This is a genomic window from Phormidium sp. CCY1219 (assembly GCF_055795085.1).
In genome coordinates, this window is record NZ_JAYFEQ010000407.1 from 1 (window position 1) to 21,786 (window position 21,786).

At 48.5% G+C, this 21,786-nt stretch carries 17 protein-coding genes; 4 read left to right on the forward strand and 13 right to left on the reverse strand.

The window, feature by feature from the left end:
- Positions 1–493: 493 nt before the first annotated feature.
- Positions 494–2,062, forward strand: coding sequence for a CHAT domain-containing protein (locus AC0QH1_RS08785; protein WP_324630691.1), 1,569 nt, complete (start codon positions 494–496; stop codon positions 2,060–2,062).
- A gap of 501 nt (positions 2,063–2,563) precedes the next feature.
- Entirely contained in the window at positions 2,564–3,505 is a 942-nt protein-coding gene (locus tag AC0QH1_RS08790) for a response regulator (RefSeq protein WP_324630692.1), read from the forward strand.
- Between the two features lie 393 nt (positions 3,506–3,898).
- On the opposite strand, the gene AC0QH1_RS08795 is transcribed toward AC0QH1_RS08790, so the two are convergent.
- Entirely contained in the window at positions 3,899–9,676 is a 5,778-nt protein-coding gene (locus tag AC0QH1_RS08795; protein WP_324630694.1) for a tetratricopeptide repeat protein, read from the reverse strand.
- Between the two features lie 11 nt (positions 9,677–9,687).
- Between AC0QH1_RS08795 and AC0QH1_RS08800 the strand changes: the two genes are divergently transcribed.
- Positions 9,688–10,182: a hypothetical protein gene (locus tag AC0QH1_RS08800; protein WP_324630695.1), complete on the forward strand. Its 495-nt coding sequence runs from the start codon at positions 9,688–9,690 to the stop codon at positions 10,180–10,182.
- A 202-nt stretch (positions 10,183–10,384) separates the two neighbouring features.
- The gene (locus AC0QH1_RS08805; protein WP_324630696.1) at positions 10,385–11,887 is read left to right on the forward strand and encodes a hypothetical protein; all 1,503 of its coding nucleotides are present in this window, start codon (positions 10,385–10,387) and stop codon (positions 11,885–11,887) included.
- Positions 11,888–12,111: 224 nt separating this feature from the next.
- Here AC0QH1_RS08805 and recA read toward each other — a convergent pair whose 3' ends face one another.
- The 12 genes from recA to AC0QH1_RS08865 form a co-directional block, all read right to left on the reverse strand.
- Positions 12,112–13,170, reverse strand: a complete 1,059-nt coding sequence (gene recA / locus AC0QH1_RS08810) for a recombinase RecA (protein WP_324630697.1) — start codon at positions 13,168–13,170, stop codon at positions 12,112–12,114.
- A gap of 243 nt (positions 13,171–13,413) precedes the next feature.
- The gene (locus AC0QH1_RS08815) at positions 13,414–13,590 is read right to left on the reverse strand and encodes a hypothetical protein (RefSeq protein ID WP_324630698.1); all 177 of its coding nucleotides are present in this window, start codon (positions 13,588–13,590) and stop codon (positions 13,414–13,416) included.
- Positions 13,591–13,865: 275 nt separating this feature from the next.
- The gene (locus AC0QH1_RS08820) at positions 13,866–14,324 is read right to left on the reverse strand and encodes an SH3 domain-containing protein (RefSeq protein ID WP_324630699.1); all 459 of its coding nucleotides are present in this window, start codon (positions 14,322–14,324) and stop codon (positions 13,866–13,868) included.
- Between the two features lie 10 nt (positions 14,325–14,334).
- On the reverse strand, positions 14,335–15,861 hold the full coding sequence (locus tag AC0QH1_RS08825) for an AAA family ATPase (protein WP_324630700.1): 1,527 nt from the start codon (positions 15,859–15,861) through the stop codon (positions 14,335–14,337).
- Positions 15,862–15,936: 75 nt separating this feature from the next.
- Positions 15,937–16,452 (reverse strand): YceD family protein, encoded by a 516-nt coding sequence (locus tag AC0QH1_RS08830; RefSeq protein ID WP_324630742.1) that lies wholly within the window; start codon positions 16,450–16,452, stop codon positions 15,937–15,939.
- Between the two features lie 139 nt (positions 16,453–16,591).
- Positions 16,592–17,074: a Jag family protein gene (locus AC0QH1_RS08835; protein ID WP_324630701.1), complete on the reverse strand. Its 483-nt coding sequence runs from the start codon at positions 17,072–17,074 to the stop codon at positions 16,592–16,594.
- Positions 17,074–18,228: a membrane protein insertase YidC gene (gene yidC / locus AC0QH1_RS08840; RefSeq protein ID WP_324630702.1), complete on the reverse strand. Its 1,155-nt coding sequence runs from the start codon at positions 18,226–18,228 to the stop codon at positions 17,074–17,076. The genes AC0QH1_RS08835 and yidC overlap by 1 nt, the downstream gene beginning before the upstream one ends.
- 162 nt (positions 18,229–18,390) lie before the next feature.
- Complete coding sequence (locus AC0QH1_RS08845) at positions 18,391–18,786, reverse strand: PH domain-containing protein (protein ID WP_324630703.1); 396 nt, start codon at positions 18,784–18,786, stop codon at positions 18,391–18,393.
- The gene (gene rnpA / locus AC0QH1_RS08850; RefSeq protein ID WP_324630704.1) at positions 18,758–19,186 is read right to left on the reverse strand and encodes a ribonuclease P protein component; all 429 of its coding nucleotides are present in this window, start codon (positions 19,184–19,186) and stop codon (positions 18,758–18,760) included. Before rnpA ends, AC0QH1_RS08845 begins: the two co-directional genes overlap by 29 nt.
- Before the next feature lie 154 nt (positions 19,187–19,340).
- On the reverse strand, positions 19,341–19,478 hold the full coding sequence (rpmH, locus tag AC0QH1_RS08855) for a 50S ribosomal protein L34 (RefSeq protein ID WP_324630705.1): 138 nt from the start codon (positions 19,476–19,478) through the stop codon (positions 19,341–19,343).
- Positions 19,479–19,661: 183 nt separating this feature from the next.
- Positions 19,662–20,192 carry a DUF2808 domain-containing protein gene (locus AC0QH1_RS08860; RefSeq protein WP_324630706.1) on the reverse strand — a complete coding sequence of 177 codons (531 nt, stop codon included), beginning with the start codon at positions 20,190–20,192 and terminating at the stop codon, positions 19,662–19,664.
- 515 nt (positions 20,193–20,707) lie between these two features.
- Complete coding sequence (locus tag AC0QH1_RS08865; protein ID WP_324630707.1) at positions 20,708–21,748, reverse strand: cysteine hydrolase family protein; 1,041 nt, start codon at positions 21,746–21,748, stop codon at positions 20,708–20,710.
- Positions 21,749–21,786 lie beyond the last annotated feature (38 nt).

A 21,786-nucleotide genomic window follows, 5' to 3' on the forward strand; every position in this document is an offset into this window, starting at 1 on the left:
CTCGTAGGGCTTAGGCTGGTCAGCTACCTAAAGTCAGGGGCTAGAAGCCCCGTCTCTTTAGAGCGGGGTGCTGACTATGCCTTGCATGTCTTTCTTCCATTGTGACAGAAAACATTAAAAAATTGTGATTTTTTTTCAGGAAAATGTGATTTAGAACACATTCATAATGTCACCGACTGATGACATTATGAATTTTTGTTAATGCGAGGGCCTGTATTTGCTCCTATATATTTTCCGAAAGCGATAAATGACCGACTCCTGGAAGAGCCTGGATAGGGTCTTGCCAGATAACAATCCACAATTTGCAATGAATAATTGTCAAGATTGTTTTAAAAAAGTTAGTAATTAATTATAGTCAATCGCCAACTTGCAAAAAGTGACGTGGCGATAAAATAATAACAATAAAGCAATCAATCCGGCGATTGCCTTGAGAACCGCTATAGTGAAAAGGATCGGGGACAACAATTAAATTGCGAAGGGAGAACCAAGCCAAATGAAATTAATATCGAAAGGAACATTATTTTTCTCTAAAAAACTATTCATTTTTCCGTTAGTCTTATTTGGGTTAAGTGCGATCGCCTCCGGATCCTCGATTGCGGCTAAGGAAACCAATGGCAATTTTTCTCAGATGCCAAACACCCCAACAAGACTAGAAAATGGCGTAGAAATAGAAGCAAAAGAGCCTATGGAGCTGAGTAATATTTCTCAGGGGATAACTGCCCCGAATCCCGTTGGGAAAAATTACTTAGTCCCGCCCGGGGGAAAACGCCCTTCACCAGGTATCGCGATCGGGCACAAACAAGACGTCAGAGAACATATAGAGCTGGGAAATTTTTCCGAGGCGATTACTCAACTCGAACGCGATTGGGAAAAAAACTACGAAAATTACTTTGACAGAAATTTGTCTGAAGTCACCACATTAGGAGATGAAATTGGCGATGCGCTAGCGCTGATGGGGCGAAAAACCGGGAAAAACCCGGCGCTAATTTATATGATTCCGCAATCCGATCGCCTGGAAGTGGTATTGGTGACGCCAGATGGGGAATTTATGCACCATAGCGTACCCGATGCCAACCGGGCGGCGCTGGTGGATTTAATCGCAGAATTGCGCGGGGAAATCACCAATCCCATCAAGCGAAATAGCACCTCTTATTTAAGTGCGGCGCAGGGACTCTATAACTGGGCGATCGCACCGTTAGAATCGAAATTAAAAGAACAGAATATTGCCACCTTGATATTTTGCGTGGGGGGTGGATTGCGATCGCTGCCCTTTGCTGCATTGCATGATGGGGACAAGTTTCTCGTGGAAAACTATAGCATTGGATTGATTCCAGCTTTTAATATGATCGATGTGGAAACGAACCCCTTGACTAGTTCTGATGTATTGGCAATGGGGGCGTCAATTTTCCAAGAGTTAAATCCCTTGCCCGCCGTGCCCGTGGAATTAAATACCATTGCCAATCAGTTATTCAACGGAGAAATATTTCTCAATCGCGCTTTTACTTTAGACAACCTGCGATCGCAACTTCAGCAAGGACAATATGCCATCGTCCACCTGGCAACTCATGCGGATTTCTTACCGGGAAAACCGCACAATTCCTACATTCAGTTTTGGGATGAAAAACTGTTTTTAGATGCGATGAACCAGATCCGCTTCGAGGATAGTTCGGTGGGTCTGTTGGTGCTGAGTGCTTGCAATACGGCGTTGGGAAATGTAGAAGCAGAAATGGGGTTTGCGGGTTTGGCGATTCACAGTGGCGTGCCCTCAGCCCTCGCGAGTTTGTGGTATGTTAGCGATGCGGGCACCTTGGCGCTGATGAGTGAATTTTACGCCACCTTAAGAACTTCAGTGGAAAGCGATCGCTCGATAATTAAAGCCGAAGCCCTGCGACAAGCTCAGCTTGCTTTAATTCAGGGCAAAGTCAGGTTAAAAGAAGGCGAACTCCTCACCGAAAGAGGGGAGGAAGTCCCTTTGCCCCCAGAACTGCATGAAGCAGAGAGCGACAATCTTTCTCATCCCTATTATTGGGCGGGATTTACGATGATTGGCGTGCCCTGGTAAGGGCGATTTGGCAACGGCGATCGCCAGCTACTATCGCGGAAAATTTTCTTTCCACTGGTTAGAATAAAATCAGCCATCGAAATTATTATGAAGTTGTTAAAGAGGCTGCTACTGGAAAAAATAGCCAAACAAATTGTCAATTTTGGGGCTTTTTTACGCCTTGCGTAACGTTCAGGATGGCAAAAATCTCACAACAGGTCGTTCGGCGTTTTTTATACCTATAAATAGTCCGGTAAATCAGCAAGAGGTACTGCTGAGGTTGTGACAAGGCGGCGAGGATTTGACAAAGAATGGTTGGAAAGCCGTTGAGGCGGTACCTTCACGGGATGCGGTTCTGATGGCTCTTCTGGAAATACTGCAAATGCAGGGGGTGAGAGTTACCCGCGAATCTCCGCCCGCCCAATTTTTACCCCAATGCAATCCAAAAGGTAGATGGAACTGGGTAGTGGAATATGAGAAAGTAAAACCAGCGTTAGAACTTTAACTGAAAGAGAGTGAAGTATGATGGCTGATGATAAATCGGTTACGCCTTTAATTTTGGTGGTAAATGATGACGATGAACTGCGATCGCTCCTGCGTCTTGCTTTGCAGGAACAAGGCTATCAATTGGTAGAGGCGAAAAATGGCGAAGGGGGGGTGGCTGAATTCCTCCGGATGCGTCCCGATATGGTATTGTTAGATGGGGTGATGCCGGGGATGGATGGCTTCACCTGCTGTAGTCGGTTGCGGAGTCTCCCCCAGGGAAAAGATATCCCGGTGCTGATGATTACCGTCCTCGACGATCGCGAAGCGGTCGATCGCGCCTTTGAAGCCGGTGCTACCGATTATATCACCAAACCGATTCACTGGGCGGTGTTGCGTCAGCGCGTCAGTCGCCTGCTGGAAACCCATCGACAACAGCACAAAGTTACCTACATGGCGCGCGCCTTTCGCCAACAAACCGCCCGAGAGCTGCTGTTGCGCGGCATGTTGCGCCGATTGAGCGGCGAGGAGTTGCTCGAGGATGTGCTTGGTAGCTCGATGCCAGACATCGCCCAGTGTTTGGGGGTAGAGTTTGTGGCATTATACCATAAAAGTGGCAGTTTGACCCTTGTGGGCCGCCAAACTGAGGAAAATTTTTGCGTGCAATTCTGTCTGGATGACTTAGAGCCTTGTTTGGGGTGGTTTGCAGAGTATAAAAGGGAGTTTCAGGCGGGGAAAATTATCGCGATCGCCGATACTGCAGATCCACAGGTGCCCGAGAAGGCGCGCAAATTCAGCGAAAAACACCAGATCAAAGCGGCGATCGTGGCTCCGATTTTCACTCGTCGCCACAAGACCCCGCAGTTGTGGGGGGCGATGGAAGTTCATCACCCCCAGGCGAGAGAGTGGGAACCGACAGAATTGGATTTAATGGCAGATTTGGTGAATTTAATCGCGATCGGGATTCAAGTGAAACAGTAAGGATAAGTGAGTAGGCGGGGCTATAGCCCTACCTACGTCATCAGTTTTTCACCGCCCCCGATTGACGCAGTGAATCCTCTGTGGTGAGCGGTGGTGGGGGATTGAAATCGTGCCTCCGCTTCTGATTGTTTGCCTACTCGAAACTCATTGTTGTTCCTGCTATGGTTTTACGTTGAATATAAAACGGCTGTTTTTACCCCGTAGGAACAACAAGGCAATGCTTTGCCCTGCCCTCAATGGGATTTTTCTCACAAGCGCGATCGCAGTTCTCCAGTCAAAAGCGCGATCGCATTTATTCTCCAGCTAATAATTTTTTTGCAGGTTCCTGGTTTTCTTGTCAGTGGATGTCAATATCCTCTGATTCACTCAAAAAACCCCTTTTCTTCGCGAGCATCAGTCAACTCGTTGACGCTTTACACTCAAACAGCTTTCCAGTTTTTTCATTCGCGATAATACGCGATCGAGTTGTTTTACATCATTAACTTCAATACATAAGGGAATGAGAGCCGTAGCCTTACCCGAGTCCGATCTCCTGTCTAAAGCCCGCAAATTTTGGATATTAATATTGTCTTCCGCTAAAATATTTGCGATCTTGTTAAGTTCTCCCGGTCGATCTATCACTTCAACTTCAATCCAAGTAGTGTATTTCTGGTTGTGTTCTTTATTCCATTCCACAGGCATCACTTGTTCCTTTGACACATTTTTAGCTCGAGCGCATGCTTGAGTGTGGATCGCAATAGCTCTATCCCCACCACGAGTAACAATGCCAATAATGGGTTGACCTGGAACCGGGTTGCAACAACCTGCAAGACGATAGGGCATTCCTTCTATTCCCACAATGGCTGATGAGTCTAAAGTATTTCGCCTCCCGGATGTTCCAGAATGAGGGAATTGAGGGTCAGAAGTTTCTGCCCCGTTTGGTTGAGTTGGTTGAATTTGTGTCGCTTCTCGGATGCGATTAACCACAGAGTTAAGAGATAGATCTCCATATCCTAAGGCAGCAAGTAGATCGTCAACGCTGTGATAATTACATTGCTTCGCTACTGTTTGCATTTCCTCAGACTCGAGCAGGGATGTGAACCCATTTTTACCCAGCTCTTTTTGTAGCTTTTCTCGACCTGTGGCAATATTTTCTTGCCGATGGACTCGCCTATACCATCGCCGAATCCGACTTTTGGCTGTAGGTGTAATCACAAACTTCAGCCAGTCTAAACTCGGATGGCCATTTTTATCAGTGATGATTTCCACAATATCGCCATTCTGAAGCGGCGTGTGGAGTTTAACCATTTTTCCATTAACTTTCGCACCAGTACAGTGGTTGCCCACCTCCTCGTGTATCTTATACGCAAAATCAACTGCTGTTGTTTTTTTCAATTCCTCTGCTGTTGTTTTTTTCAATTCCTCGGCTTTCAATATTTTTTTCACATCTCCTTTTGGTGTGAATACATAAATGTAGTTCTCCTCTTGACTGGATTTTTCCGTAAGGTTTTGGATGATTTTCTGTTTTTCGGCCAACGGTATATTGCTGGTTCGCTTTTGTCCTTGGAAATTCAATATTTTTACTTTAACTTCGCCATTGATTTGAGTTAAGCGATCGACCAGTTTACGGGTCGCTGCTTCTATTTCACCCGGTTGATATGCAGAAGAGTTTTGTCTTTTTCCAACCATTTCCAACAGCAAAATAATTCGCCGATTTTCTGCTCGATCGACGCCGACTACCCGATCTAGTTTTAATTGTCCCTTTTGAAGTAAATTGCCAATTTTTTCAACACAGTCGGCTTCGCATTCTACTGATAGATGTACTCGTTTTCGCTGCGCTTGTTCGTAGTCGTGCTGCGATGACAGTCGGGCATAATGTGCTGGTTCTTTGTAATGACGATGAGCGGAGCTATCTAATCCCAATACACTGATACCATATTCTGCTGCCCAGTGCATTGTTTGCGTTCTGATTTGAAATTCTACAATTTGTGGTTCGGGTTCTCCGTATTGAATGTTAACATGAATCGATTGATATCCAGTAGCTTTTTTGGGGTTTTTAATATAATCGCGTAGGCTTTCCGTCAGAATGCCTTCACCTTGGAAAAACGATCCCATCTTCTGAACTACCGCCAGCGCTTGGTAACATTCACTTTCGGTTTTAGTAATAATCCGCACTCCCACAATGTCCAAAATTTGTTCTAAAGAAACTTGACGAGCCTTCATTTTTTTATAGATGCTGTAATTGCTTTTAATTCTAGCCTGAAGTTCCGCATCTATTGTAGCTTCTTCTAGTTCGTCTTTAAGTTCTTCAGTCAATTTTTCTAGGAAGCAGTCCTGGTTAGAAAATCGGCTTTTTATCCTGCGCTCAATCTCCTCATAATCGTCGGGTTCCAAAAAGGCAAAAGCCAATTCTTCCAACTCTTCTCGCAACTGGTTAAATCCAAATCGCACCGCCAATGGACAAAGAACGTCCCGAGCGTACTCTGCTAGTTTATGGACAATAAAATTAGACCAGGAGGATAGAGGGCAGCTAGAAATCAAATATTTAACATTAAGCAATTCAAGACGAAGAATATCTGGAGCCAATTCTTCTTTTTTTAACAGACCATAAGCATCCTCTGGATGAATGGGTTTTTGACAGAAGTATTTTACAGCTAGCTGCCATAGTATTTTGTCGTTCTTTAATCTAGCAATATCTAAAAATTGCTGTTCCGAACACCTGGCTTTAGCCTCATCAAAATACTGTAAAATTGGATGAATTACCTTTTCGGTTTCTTCGATGCTTTGGTCTAAGGTTGGCAACAGCTTATGTTGTGCTAACAATGCTTGCGTTTCAAGACAAACGGCGAGAAGTGAATTAGAGTTTATTCTGCTAGCAATTTCCCGTGCTTCCCGATCGCAAGCGTCTGCTCGGTCGGAATCTTCCCAAACCTCGCATCTTGCCAAATAGGTAAGGGCAAGTGCCTGATGGTACTCCATCTTGTATGTTTTGAAATTCTCCAGAGATTGTTGAAGATATTCTTTTGCACCTGTCATATTTGCCATAGCCAGATAGGTACGGCCTCTACTCCATACCACCCGGGAATAGCTGTTATGAACTTCTGGATGCGGCGAGGTGAAACAAGTAGCCGCTTCTTCATAAGATTCTAACGAACGCTTATATTGACCTCGACTATATTCAAGATCTCCTTGAATCATTAATCTCGCTCCGTTGAGGCCAATTGCTCCATTGACGCTATACTCTTGGTTATGTTTTTCGATTCGTTTCGCTGATTCTTGAATAAAATGTTCCGCTTTGTCTAGACGACCTTTCGATAAATTCAATCTGGCCAAATTGTTACAAGTTTTAATTTGTCCGTATAAGTCAGGGTCGCTCTTATTATTATCTCCTTCCTTTATCTTCAAGGACTCGATGTAAAGGCTTTCCGCTTCTGAAAAGTTACCTAGTATGGTATATATGTCTGCTAAATAATCCCGATCGCGAGCCAAGCCGTGGCGATCGCGAATCGCTTCCTTAAGCTTGATTGCCCGTTCTAGACTGACAATCGCTTCTTCAAATTTGCCCTGGAATTTTTGGCAAATCCCCAAACGAGACAAGGATTTCGACTGCCTATAGACATCTTTCAACTCCTCGAAGCTCTCCGCACTCTTTCCAAATAATTTCTCGGCTTTTGAGTAATTGCTTTGATGTCGCTCAATACTCCCTTTGCGATATAAGAGCCAAGCTAAACCCAAGCGATCGTCAATCCGATCCGCTAACTTTTCAGCAACGGTTGCAGCCTCTTCAGCTTCACGACGGTTCCCAATATCGTTATAGCAGCCAATCATTTTGCCTAACGTCCTGATTTGCATCGGAATATCGTCTCTCTGGACTGCCATGTCCAAAACAAAGTGCAAAGCTTGCAAAGCCGCTTCCGGATCTTCCCTCAGCGCGCGCATTTTTCCTACATAAAACAAGGCAACAGAAGCGCCGAGTGGATTAGGATTCTCTCCCTTAAATTCATCGGAAGCTTGCTGAAAAAGCTTTTCAGCGTCTTGATGACGAAACTGTTTCTCTAGCTTGCGGCCTTTTTCTAGCAACAGCCAGGGTTTACCCTTAACAACATTATCTGGAAGACTAAGAAGCCATGATGTTAATCCGAGTAATCGTTCTGAAGGAAGCCTTTCTTTTTCGTGGATGCGACTCACTAGCTCGTTGACCACTTGCGCTGCCTTTTCCTCATCTCGACTTTCCCGCCAGTGGTGATAGGATTCGAGATAAATAAAACGATCTAAGCTTTCTAACTGACCTTGAATTGCCAAATTCCAGTAATAAAGAGCAGCTTGTTTGTGCCTCCAGGTCAGCATTTCATCGGAAGACGGTTCTTGACGCCAAAACTCGGCAATTAAGGGATGCATCTGAAACCGATCTCCCTCCATTCGGGCTAGCAAGCGGTTGTGCAATAGGGAGTCTCCCACAGGCTCTGAAATATCCAAATACGACCACGCTGAACGTTGAACCGGAGTCCGAAACACCGATAGACGCATCAAAGCTTGTTGTTCCTCTTCATTCAGATGGACTTTAACATTTTCTAAGAGTCTTTTACTTAGCTCTTTTCCATACCGTTGGTCATACTCTACAAGACGATCCAGCACCGTTTTCATTGGTACCCCCAGTAAACGGCGATACTGGATAATCAGATTGATAGCTAACGGATGCCCTGATGTCTTTTCAAAAATTGCATCGATATCCGATGGCGAGCAGTAGCCTGTTTCTTGGCATTCTCGATCGATATATTCAACTGCTTCTGAGCGTTGAAATCCCTTAACTGGGAATTGTTTCACTTGCCCAGCCAGTAAGGGGCCTAACGATCTTTCTGGAGCATGGTCAATTAATATGATTTTATGGCAAGATTTTGTGGTGGTAAATCTACTAATTAGAGGAAGAAATTCTTGATGCTTAGCTCGCTGAAATCCATCTAGGAAAAAAGCATAGGGGCTTTCCCGTTGGGAGAGAAATTCCACTAATCTGTTGCTCTTGTCGATATTTTTAATTTTATCTTCCGCATAAGTGTTGTCAAAGCCATACTCCCGATTGTTCTTGAAAAAGTCGTTGACCTGTAAGAGTAGTTCATCCAAGGAAAAGCCTTCCTCTTTATCTTCTAGCCAACACACTTTGTACCTTCCATTGAATTGCTTTGCAAGTTGCGCTGCTAAATAAGTTTTTCCCACTCCCGATTCGCCCCACATTACTAGAACGCGGGATGCCTGAACTAAAGTTTCAAGCTGCTCCAATTCGCCCTGCCTTCCATAGAAGTCTTGATAATCTCGTGGATTGTAGGATGATGATATCGGTGGATCGGGGTTTTCCCTTGTTTTCGTGAGAGTAATTAACCCGCCCCAGTTTTTACACACTGGGCACTGACCCTGCTGTGCCGATTGCCGTTGGCTCTCGATATAACTCTCGATGTCATGCGCTAAACTATAATTCGTCACCAAACCATCCGCTTTCTGGGTCGGGTCAAGTGCCTGCAACAGCGCCCCACTCAGCACCCCATGTTCTCCGCTCCATTCTGGATGTGCTGGCTCGTCCGAGCGGGATGCGGTAATAAAAAAGCGATCGCGCGTTTCCCCGTTAATGCCCAGCTCTGCTTCTGCAAAATGGAACAATTCCCCGCCAAAACAGCAATCCAACCACACGATCTGCTGTCTCACCGGACTGTTTTCTAACAATTCCCGCAACCACTGCAGGGAAATCCCCAACCGTCCTTTTTCCTCAACTACATCACTGGTTGCCAAAAAAACCTCACTCCCGGATTCCCGTTTTCGCAACCCATGACCGGCAAAAAACAGCAGCGCCGTTTGCGGTGAATCTTCTTTTGGCGGATGAAACAACTGGGTAATGGCATTTTGTAAATGCTCTACAGTCCAGTTTTGGCGTGGATACCGTAGGCGCGGCTGTGGATCCACTTGCCACGCCCCCTCGCTCCATTTTTTCGGAAACCGTTCCACGTGGAAGTCTCCATGTTTTTCCAGCAGTCGTGCGATCGCTTCCGCATCCCCTGCCGGTGTGGTGAGATGCTTGGTCAGTTTCCTCTGCCTATCCTTCAAAAAAGGATAGCGATTAATCCCGATCGCTAACGCTTCTCGCTGCATGGCTATCATGCCCCCAACGCAGTACAATAAAATATTGATTTTCCCACTATAAACCACCTCTGTGTCCTATGACCACCTCTCTTAACAATAGTTTACTTTCCCTGTTACTGGCGCTGAATCGTCTGGAGGTGCCCCTCACTGAAGACGAAAGTACCGCTTTGGTCGATATCGGCGAACAACTGATGTACTCCCCCGACACTTGGGAGGATATCATCGAACCGGATCTAATGGCAATTCTGGAGGGCAATCCGGACTTGCGGTCATTATATCAAGAATTCCTCACAGACATTCAGGAGCGCAATGGCAACTTTCCGCCCAACCTGCTGCCAACTCAGGCGGAGTTAGGGCGCGAAATACCGAACTCTATCCATGAACCGACAGATTTTAGTCACTTTATCGATTTGGCAACGGAAGATAACCCCGAACTCGAACCGGATGTTAACAGTCAAGAAATTCTCAACGCGGCAATTCAGGTTTTATCTACTCCCAATCCCGTTCAAACTTCTAAAAAAATTAGCGGAATTCAGCGGGTTTGGCAATTTTTACAACAGCGGTTTTTTTGATGATATTACTGGCAATTAAAACCCGGTAATTATCGGGGGAGGGAGAGGCACACTAAGGCCAAAACTCTGGTTGTGCGTTCCCAACTCATGCTGCTAACGATAAACTAATTCCGAGGTCGCGGCACATGGAGGCAGAACCTCTGGTTATAGGTTTACAGGCATCTCCTAAGAACGAGAAACTCAAATTAACACCCAGCATCAAATGAATCAAATCGTTTACCCAACCCTGGATTTGTATTTGTACGACTTGCGCGATGGTTTAGGGCAAAACCAACAGGCGATCGCGCAAAATCAAGCCTATTTTAAAGCCAAACTACCCAACGACTTACACGCCCATCTGTTCAAACAAGACAGGGATTTTGAAGCCGAGTACGTTCCCTTACTCAAAAAAAAAGGTATCGCGCGATTTGTCGATAATTCACAAGAGTTAGAAGGATGTTACTATCCCGTGCGCCTCGGGGATACTTACGGGCTGTTGGTCAACACTTCAGTAAAAAATACCAGCCAACCTCATCCTCTCTTTTGCGTGAAAAAGCTGCAACGCTATCTCGCCGAAAAAATTCATCATCTTCCTCCCTCTCTCGGGCAAACCTGGATGATTTCTGCGGAATTGCCCCCGTCAGCGAAAAAAAGCCCGCAAGAAATTGCCAAAGCCTGTTATAATAACTTAATGCCCGATGGAAATTGGCAGCAGGACTGGTGCGGGGAAGGACGATTTCAGGGCGGCTATATCGTTGAACTGTGGCGTTACCAATTGCGACTGCAAGAGTTGGGGAAAAACTCGGAATCCGAATCACCGCCGAAGATTGAAGAAATTCAAGACAATCATCACGTGATTATCGCCATTTATCCCAATGCTGGAGCGGCAAAAGAAGCGGCGAGATATAATTTCCAAGAGTGGATGCGCTTGTTTAGCTATCGGGCAAAAATCATGTGGGCGTATGGTCAAAGTCGGTATTTAAAAGCCCAACTGCAACAAGATTTTGTCGCGATTCAAGGGCGTTTGGAAGAAATAGAAGCGGCGAGCAAAACAAGACCGAAGCTCTATCAAATTCAGGAGATGCTAGAAAAAGCTCAGGGGGTTCAATCGCGGTATGGCATTCATCTAAGCAATTTTTTGTATCAAATCCAGACACTGGAAGTGAATCTAGAAAATTACCAAAAGCGGCTGATTTCTCTGCGGGAAAAAGCGGAAGGGAACAAAGGCTTAGTTCTGTTACCCACTCGGTTGACTTCCCTGAAGGCGGCGAACGAGTTAGGATTTTTAGAAGGATTTCGGGAGAGGGTGGCACAAAAATACCTGCGACAACTGAAAAAGGATTATGAAAGTTTCGCGCCGGGGATGGAATTACTGGATGGGTTAATGAATGCGATCGCCTCGTTACGGGTGCTCGTAGAAACTGTGCAAGTACAGGGCGATCGCCACTTCCAAAACAAAGTTGCCATTTGGGGCATTGGACTGGCGGCGGGTTCAATTGCTGCCTCGATTTCCAGCCAATTTCCCATCGTAGTGGTGCCCACCGTAGCGGCGAATCAAGAAAACGATCCCAACGAGCATTTTTTAACTCCGTACTTGTTGGAACTCGGGGTAACAGAGCCTTGGTTAACCCCGACAATTGCCACGGGAATGACAATTTTGGCCGCAGTTATATTTGCGGTTCTGACTGCGATTATTATTCGGTTGTGCCAGGGGCGATCGCGCTAAACCAAAACCGGAAGTCCGCACAAAAAAAAGGTGGACAGTACCCACCTTTTTCCGATAATATCCTGGTTGCGGCGAGGGAAAATATAGCACTTTGGGTATGGGCGAGATGAACTGCCCCAATCCGGGGTGCTGCTTATTTTGCCGATTCACTGGAGGGAGGCGGGGCCTCGGGAGCGGCGTTCCCAGGCGGAGCCTAGGAACGAGTTAGTTAGAACGAGTTCGATTTATTTGGATGCCTTCTTCTTGCGCGCGCCTCCTACGGAATTGGCGTCAACGGCGACCCCGAGTTCCAGTTTTTCGCGCACTTCGGCGTCGATTTTTTGGCTCACTTCCGGATTATCGGACAGATATTGTACCACATTATCGCGGCCTTGTCCGATTTTATCGCCACGATAACTATACCAAGAGCCTTTACGCTGGATAACTTCGGTTTGTTCGGCGATATCTAACAAACAGCCCAGTTGAGAAATGCCTTTTCCGAACAAAATATCAAATTCAGCAATTCTAAATGGCGGGGCGACTTTATTCTTTGCCACCTTCCCTTTGACGCGGATGCCATATTGTTCCGTGCCTTTTTTCAGGGTTTGAATGCGGCGGATGTCCAGACGAACCGAAGCGTAGAACTTGAGGGCTTGTCCGCCGGAGGTGGTTTCCGGGGAACCGTAGACGACGCCAATTTTTTGCCGCAGTTGGTTGAGGAAAATGACGCTGCAGTTGGATTTGCCGATATTGCCGGTAATCTTGCGCAAGGCGTGGCTCATTAACCGCGCTTGCAAGCCGATGGTGGGGTTTCCCATCTGTCCTTCGATTTCCGCGCGAGGCACCAGTGCGGCTACGGAGTCGATGACGACTAAATCCACGGCGGAGGAACGAACCAGGCGATCGCAAATTTCTAGGGCAATTTCTCCCATATCCGGTTGAGAAACGAGCAAATTCTCGATATCCACCCCCAATTTCGCGGCATAGGTGGGGTCGAGGGCATGTTCGGCATCGATAAATGCGGCAATTCCGCCGGCTTTTTGCACTTCAGCGATCGCGTGGAGGGCGACAGTGGTTTTCCCGGAACTCTCAGGGCCGTAAATTTCCATCACCCGCCCCTTCGGGAAACCGCCACCGAGGGCTAAGTCTAACGTCAGTGCCCCGGTGGGTATGGTTTCAACTGTGGTGTTCGGGGAATCTCCGAGGCGCACGATCGCCCCTTTACCAAAATTTCGCTCGATTTGGTTTAGCGCTACGTTCAGCGCTTTTTGCTTTTGCTCGTTTTGCGCGATCGCGATAGCCATTTTTACCTCAAAGAGCTACGTCAGGGTCAGCAAGGATAGCTTATTCTAGTCTAACCCTTCCCCTCGATTCAACCTCCCTGTCGGTCTGCTAGCTCCTGCTGCGTAGCAACATTATCGAGCCAACGCGGGTTTCTCAGTTCCCGGGCAACCCCCCGGAATGGGGAACCACAGACCCAGAGAGGCGGTGGGCTTAACCGAAGGCGATCGCTTTTGCCCACCCACCCAAGTGCCAGAAATTGTGGATTAAATTAAACCCGCGCGATCGATTAATAACGCCACCACTACGGCAAAACCGGTAATGCCCAAGGCAACCAACGGATGCTGACCTTGACTGACGGCAAAAGAGGTGACAACACCGGCACCCAAAGCGGCAGTAACGGCGGCTGTTGCTAAATCGGTATTTGAATTTTTGTCGTACATATTTGCAATTGGGAATGAATTTTTTGAGTTGATATGTTACGGTAGCATGTTTATTTTTCTAGTCAAACCCAATTGCCCGATTTTGCAATTTTTATTTGAATTTTGTTAAATTTCTTAACATAAAATGCCTAAAAAGGCCCCAAGAGAAAAAAGCCCGCAGGTTGCAAGACTGGGGCTATGCGGTGTGTGGTGGGTTCCGCCCTACAGGCTACTTGTGGTGGATTCCACCCTACTGCGCTTGCGCGGGGGCGCTTCCCGAGGGAGTGGCCAAGGATTTAATTGATGCGCTCGGTATTACCGCCTTTGACCCAACCTTGTTGATTGCTGCCTTCCACGCGCACCTTTTCCCATTCCTTATCGGAGCTTTCTTCCAGGACGACCACTTCGCCCCGGAATTCGATCCCGCCGATAGAATTGGCATCATAGCTGGGGCGATCGCGCAGGATCAAGCCATCGGGCCAGGTGACGCGCGCGCGATAGGCTCCCGGTTCGAGCTTGTTTTCGCTAGACTGATTCCCTCCCGGGTTGCTCGCATTAGAGCCTTGGGATTGGCTGTCCTTATCCGCCGAAGTGGTTGCCGTTACCGGGGGTTTATCGTTAGAAAACGTGGGTCTGGCTGGCAGTGCCGTTAACTTGGTAACAAAATACAAGGTAGCGGCGACCCCGCCCCCTGCCAGGATCGCCAGTGCCAAGATAAAACCGAGCAGGAACTTAAATATACCCGCAATACTCATAGCTACTTGTTTAAGATTCAGGCTGTTGCAGTTGACGTTGCATCCGACTACTTAATGTACTGTATCGCGAAGCCAGACGAGCTTTCCCGGCGGCTGCCCAATCTTTCAACAACTGAATTTGTTCTTGGGCGGTACGAGCCAGGGGAACGATTTGACTGGCTGCCTCTAAAATATCATCAGTGGTGAAATCGCGATTTTGACTAAACCCAATATGCATCGCTTCGATCAGCGCTTGTTCGATTTCCGCCCCTGAGAAATCGGGGGTTTCATAAGCGAGGCGATCGATATCATAGTTTTTCAAATTGTGAGGACGCAATCGGGAGAGATGGACGGTAAAGATGGCCGAGCGTTCTTTTTGGTTGGGCAATCCGACGAAGAAGATTTCATCAAATCGACCTTTGCGTAACATTTCCGGGGGCAAAGCTTGGATGTTGTTAGCGGTGGCGACGACAAACACGGGGGAGGTTTTTTCTGCCAACCAAGTGATAAAGGTGCCGAAGACGCGGCTGGTGGTACCTCCGTCGCCTTTGCTATCGAAGCCGGAAAATGCCTTATCGATTTCGTCGATCCAGAGGACGCAGGGGGCTAAAGCTTCTGCCACCTGAATCATCTGACGAGTGCGAGATTCCGATTCTCCCACCAAGCCCCCAAACAGGCGTCCCACATCGAGACGCAGGAGGGGGAGGTGCCAGTGGTGGGAAATGGCTTTAGCGGTTAAGGATTTGCCGGTGCCTTGGATGCCGACTAACAGCAGTCCGCGCGGATGGGGCAAGCCGTATTGGCGGGCGCGTTCGGAGAAAGACCCGCCTCGGCGCAGGAGCCAATCTTTGAGGTTGTCTAAGCCGCCGATATCGGAAATTTTTTCGTGAGTGGGGTAGAAGTCGAGGATTTGGGTTTGGCGGATGATGGTGCGTTTTTCTTCCAGGATGAGTTCCACATCATCGGGTTCGAGTTGTCCGTGAGTGGCGATCGCTTTGGCGAGGACTTTGCGAATCCGTTCCAGGGAAAGTCCTTGGCAAGAGCGGACGATTTCATCGAGGAATTTGTTGTCTGGGGTTTGCCCGATTGCCGAGAGGAGGCGTTCGACTTCGGCTTTAATTTCTGCCCCATTGGGTAAGGGAAATTCCAATACGCTCAGCACTTCGGTGAGGTCCTCTGGAATCGCCAGTTGAGGGGAAATGATGACTAGATTTTTGGGTTGGGATTTGAGCGTACGCGCCAGATTGCGAAGTTTGCGCGATACGGAAATATCCTCGAGGAAGCGATGAAAGTCGCGCAGGATGAAGATAGCGGGGGCGCTGGCGGGTAATTTTTCCACCAGTTCCAAGGCTTGTAGGGGATTGCGACGGGCGAACCCGGCGTCATTGGGGTTGCCTTGGTAGCCATCGACAAAATCCCAGATATAGACCCCTCGGTTGCCCAAATCCCTGGCAAGATGCGCGATCGCAGTTTCGAGGCGCTCTTCTTCTCGGGTGGAAACGTAGATGATGGGATAGCGCGCTCGCACGAGCAGTTCGAAATCTTCTCGGAAAGTCATAGGGCTTTAGGTGTGGTCCGATATTTTGATGATTTTGGATTAATTTAACCGCTCAATTCCCCCATCCAAAATCTGCTAGCTAGACAGTTGGTTTTTCAGTTGTTCGAGTGCAGCCCAACGGCGGTCGATGGCAGGTTGAGACCCCCCGGCATTGTCAGGGGTTGGCTCGATCCCCGAACAGGCGCGATCGCACAACTGCCGAGACGGAATTTCCAGACATAGCTGTTGGTAAAGCCATTCTTGCGGGTCGAAATAGCCGTAAGGGGAAAGGCTTTCCACTAACTCTTCCAAGGGGGTTTCTCGTTCCAACGGGCCGTCATCGGGGCGATCGGCTTCCTCGTCAAGCCAAATAATTTCCGACGCTTTGATTTTGAGCCGGTGATTGTACTGTTGCAGGCACCGATAGCAGGTCAAGGTGATGATGGTTTCCGCTTCGGCTGAGACTTCCAGATAGTTACCGCGATGGGCGACGCTCAGACGACCTCGAACCGGAGTCAGGGTGTCTAGCTCCGGGATCGTCTGTTGAAAGGCGATCGTTTCGGTTCGTTCCGGTGCCTTGGTTAATTGAGGGATGTAAATTTCCTCGAGCATAGTTCTAAAGCCTCCTGGTTTCAAGCACTCAGCACACAGCACCCCAGCCTTGCGATCGGCGGGTTCGAGCGCTACCCCCTGCTGCGGGTTGTCTGGATCCGGTGGTTCCCTAGCCTGCATCCGATGCCCCGGGCTGGATTCACCGACGACGCACGACGAGACGTCGATTTGGTTCTTGTCCCCGACTGTAGGTTTCTAAATCCTCATATTCCTTCAAGAAGGTATGAACCTGACGGCGCTCTGCAGAGGAGAGCGATTTCATTTCAAACTCTTCCCCGCTTTCGCGCACCGATCGCACCGCTTCTTCTGCCATTGCTTTCAATTGGGCTTCTCGGCGCACCCGGTACCCATCTAATTCGATGGTGTACGCCGCTTGAGAATCGCTCGGCTGGCGGAGGTTGAGTATGGCGTTGGCTAGATACTGAATCGCATCGAGCGCTGAACCGGAAGGTCCGATGAGGATTTCGAGTTGTTCGGGTCTCAGGTTGTCCGGCTCAATGGTCAACCAATAGCAGTCCGTTTGTTTTTCGGCGCTGACCGATCCGGAAATGCGAGCTAAATGCAGCAGTTCTTCGACCCACTGCTGCCCTCGCTCCATTAAATTCTCATGTGGCAATCCCATTAGACTTTTTTCTTACTCCGTCCGGGTTCAAAGGGAAGTGCATCCCGTCCTTTCCCACTGCTTTTTGCGGCTTCTTTTTCCTGCGCTTCTACCACTTTCTGGAGATTTTCCGGTAAGGGTTCGCGGGAGAGAATGAAGGTCTGCAAGGTCTGAAACACGTTGGCAATCACCATGTACATCAGTACCCCTGCCGGCAGTGGAAAGAACAAAAACATCCCTGAAAATAGCACTGGGGTCAGTTTGTTGATGGTGGACTGCTGCGGGTTATCGCTGGCACTCGGCCCACTTTGACCGGAGAGCAGTTGGTTGACGTACAAGCTGATGCCAAAGAACAGTACCATGCCTACAATATCCCAATGGATATTTCCTTCGGGATCTACGGCACCCACTCGTCCCAGGGCTTCAATAAACAAAAATCCTTTATTGGCTGCCAGTCCCGGAATTTTCCCTTCAATGGTCACTTGACCGGGTTGCAGGGCTTCTAGGGTTCCGTCTTCATTCACCCTCACCCGATCTTCCCCTTTGGTGACTTCCCACTGGGGCACTACCTCGGTATTGTCATAGTCGGAGATCAGTTGGGATAAGGGTTTGCCTTCCACGGTCTGAAATTCTACTTTGGTTTTTTCGCCGACGCTCAGTTTATTCCCGCCGGGAAGCAGGGCAACTAAGGGAACGTGAACTCCATCGGTGATGTAAATATTCTTCGGTTCGGTGGCAAAGGCTTGCGGGACGATCCGTTCCATCTGTTCTTGCGGAAAGATGTCCAGGTTAATGCTGTAGCTGATGTCGGCAAACGGCGATCCCCGCAAGGTGGCGAATAAGGCAAACAGTACCGGCATCTGTACCAATATGGGCAAGCACCCGGATAGGGGATTGCCAAATTCTTTGTAAACCTTGCTCATTTCTTCCTGCTGTTTGGCAGGATCGTCTTTATAGCGTTCTTGTACTTCTTTGACCCGCTTTTGCATCACGGGTTGGGCGACTTTCATTCGTCGCATACTGCGAATTGAGCCTGCACTCAGGGGATAGAGGGCAAAGCGAATTACTAACGTCAGCGCTACGATCGCTAAACCGTAACTCGGCACGATCCCGTAGAAAAAATCCAGGATCGGCAGCATAACGTTGTTGGAAAGAAATCCGACTCCAAAGTCCATTCGTTTTATGTCAACCTGTGCGTGCTGAGATGTTGTGTTTACGTAGTTAAATACTAACTATCTTTCCCAATGTTGTGTCCGCCTCCCAACTGTGGGGGCACCATCGGGTTGGGTTTGCATGTTGTGGTCTGGCGCTTCGCGCGGCAACGCGCTTGTCACCCCCTAACGAGTGCCGATTGTCCCGCTGGCTTGTTTGGCTCTCGATGACAATTTGTCCTCGATATAGGCATAAAGGTCGCGAAATTTCGGCAAGGCTCGCATTTCTAGTCGCGACCCGTTTTTTAGGGTGACGACCATATCTCCCCACAGTCCCAAACCTCGCGGTACGCTGGTTATTTTGCTGATTTCGGAGTACACGATGTCGGTGCGATCGCGCCCCATCCATCCGCCAATTACTGTAATTCGCCGATTGGTGATCCGGTAGCGCAACCACAGCGCCCGCACGATCGCTCCCACGGTTAGGGGAATGCAAATCACCGTGAATCCTAACAAAATATTTACGATTAAGTCCCCGATGTGGGGTCCGCCTTCATAATAAATCTCTTCTCGAATCGCCATTGAGAACCTCTGCTTTTGCCAACAACTGCTCTAATTCTTGCAGAAGTTGGCGATAATTGCACTCCACTGCGGCGGGACGCACGATAAATACTAAGTCCCACCCGGCTTCGATTCGGGGCAGCAGCTCTCTCAATCCGGCCCGGATCCGCCGCTTGATTCGATTGCGGATTACCGCTCTCTTGCTGACTTTCTGAGCGATCGCGATCCCAATGCGAGTGGGTTGATAAAATTCCTTCCCTTCTGCCTCCGCTTGCGATCGCTCCCCCGATTTCGCTACTTGCGAATTTTCTTCGCGCCGTCTCCCTCTCAAAATTAAATGACTGGTTTTTCTGGTGATTCCAGTCCGGTAGACGACTTTAAACTCTTTCGGGTGCTTTAAGCGATTTTTTTGGGGCAACACGGTGCTTTTTTCGGCAACTCTATCAACCCAGTCCCACTGGTTTGGCTCGCAATTTCTCGTCTCATCGCTGCATCAGAACTCCCCGCTGCGATCGCTTTGGCTTCCCGCTGGCGGTTCGTTCTTTTTGGGCCACTGACGGGCGATCGCCGCGCTACTAGACGGCTAACCGATGGCGTCCCTTGCTGCGGCGCGCTTTAATCACTCTCCGGCCATTTTTCGTTCTCATGCGTTTCCTAAAACCGGATACTCTCTTTCTTTTGCGGCTGGTGCCATGCAGGGTGCGCTGTGTCATAGCAATTACTCCTGACTTGCTACTCTAATGTCTAAAAAAAAGTCACAAATTCTGATTGTATCATTCAATGTTAAAAAATTCCAGTTCGGATGCAACCATCCAAACTGGAACCTCTGCTCCCCTTTGACTCCTCCCCCGGGGCCACGCTCATCCGGGGCGCTGGGTTTCACCCCTCACTGACCTCTAGTCGATATTGAGAACCCAGGTCCCTAGGTAAAGGGGTAGGGGCGGACCTCCACGGGTGACGACTTTGCAGTTAAAGTAAAACATTCCCCCTCGCCGAGGATTCTCTACGTCGTCTAAGACGATTTCAATCTCGTTATCCGCCGCAATCGGTTCGACGGGATAAATCGATATGAAGCGATTTTCTCGATCCCAGAAGACTTCTTGCACGGCGATCGTCTCGTCGTTGACTTTCACTTCGATCTGCTCTTCATCAAATTCCCCTCGATAGTTCTCCGGATACTCGATTTTCAGTTCGAGAATCGCTACATCCACTTTATCTTTGGGGATTTTCAACCAATAGGTATCTCTTCTATTTTCTCGCCCATTGTCCAAACAGTATTTCAGCTCATTGTCGCGCCCGGGTCCTCCAAAAATCGTTAACCCGGAACACTGTAGCGCCTCGCTTGGTTGGGGCATCCCCGTCAGGAGCAACCCCGTAACCGCTAAAGCAGAAAACATCCGTCGCAAAGCACAACCCGCAGACATCATAAAACTCAATCCCTCATTTACCAGCTAATTTTGGCCGAGCGGTAGATTTTTTGGCCGCCGCCGCTATTATTGGCCGCCGCCTCCCCTGTGTGAACGCCTGAGACCAGCGAAAACAGGATATTAGGTTAATATACCCGATTTCTCGCTCGTCTGCATGCCAATTCTGCTAGACCCTTTCTGCTTTTCTCCGGTTCCATCCGGGGCACTCCTGGTCCCCCATCTGTGGCAATTGCTTTCTCCCCCGCGATCGCTCCCCACCCGCTCGGGGTTATTTTTTCTCAATCCTAAATTGACAACTAGAGATATTTGTGGGATGGCAAAGGCTCCATCCCCTTTCACCCGCGCCTGGGCAAGCAAGCCGAGGGCAATTGGGAGATTGCATTATGTATAGCGCTCTATATGCAGTAGCGACAATGTGCGAGCTATCATTCAGTGCGCGAGAGAATTTATACATAAACCCTTGTAGCGACGCGATAAATCGCGTCGCTACAAGGAACTTGTGCCAAATAGTGAGGCTACAAAGAAATTCCCGGCCAAGCGGCGATCGCCTCGGTGGATTGCACGATATTCATTCCCGCATCAGCAAAACGCTGAAACGCCGCATCCGCTGCCTCGGTGAAGTCTACCACATCGGGAACCACCACGGGAGAGGTACAATCGGACAACAAATAGATTTTCCGGGCTAAACTTGGGTCTCGTTCCTGAATATCCGTCAGCAAATCCTCGATTGTCCAAGCGACGCAGTGACTCTTCGCTTGACCGGCAATAATCACCGCATCAAACGCCAACAACTGGTCAATTAAGGGGGTATTTTTTTGCGCGATCGCCCGACCTTCATGGTCTTCCAACACTTCCGGACGCAACACCGAATAATTTTCCGTCAGGGGATTACCGCCTTTGACTTCAAACTGGGTTTGACTGTGACGAACGTGGTTGTGGAAAAACATCGCCTCTTCCAGTGCAGAAACCAGGGCGTGACTAATACCCCCGAGAATTGCATGATAGGGCCACACCGTGAGCGGATACTTACTATCGAGATTCAAAGTTTTAACGTAGTGGTGGGCGTATTTTTGCAGCCAGACCTCGTTCCCGCCCGCAATGCTGTGCGCCACCGCTGGATTGACTTTCCACTTACCTTGTTCCACATCTTCGATAGAAATTTGCGTCAGGGGCGGCGGATTGTTTCCTTCCTTATCGATCCAAAAAAACGGATGAAAGATTTGCATGGCGGTGTGGGTATCCATCGTAGGCGCGATCGCGGTAATCCTCCCTAAATTCCGATAAATAAACTCGCACAACCGCAGGTTATCATCCACTGCACCGGTGCCACTGCGTCCCGCGACAAATAATTCAAAATCCGGAATGCAGAAGGTATTCTGCACGTCAATTGCCAATAAGCAAATGCGGGTTTTGTCCGTAGCTGCGGGGGCAATATCGTGCTGTTTTGCCCACTTTTTCGCCCCTGCAGCACGCTCTAAATAGGGTACGCGCCAAACTTCTCCCACCTTTTTGGCATCGAAGTGTTCGGGAATTGGCAGTTGGGTTGCTTGGGTCATTCTTGTTCTCCTTTAATGAATTTGGTCATCGAGAATTG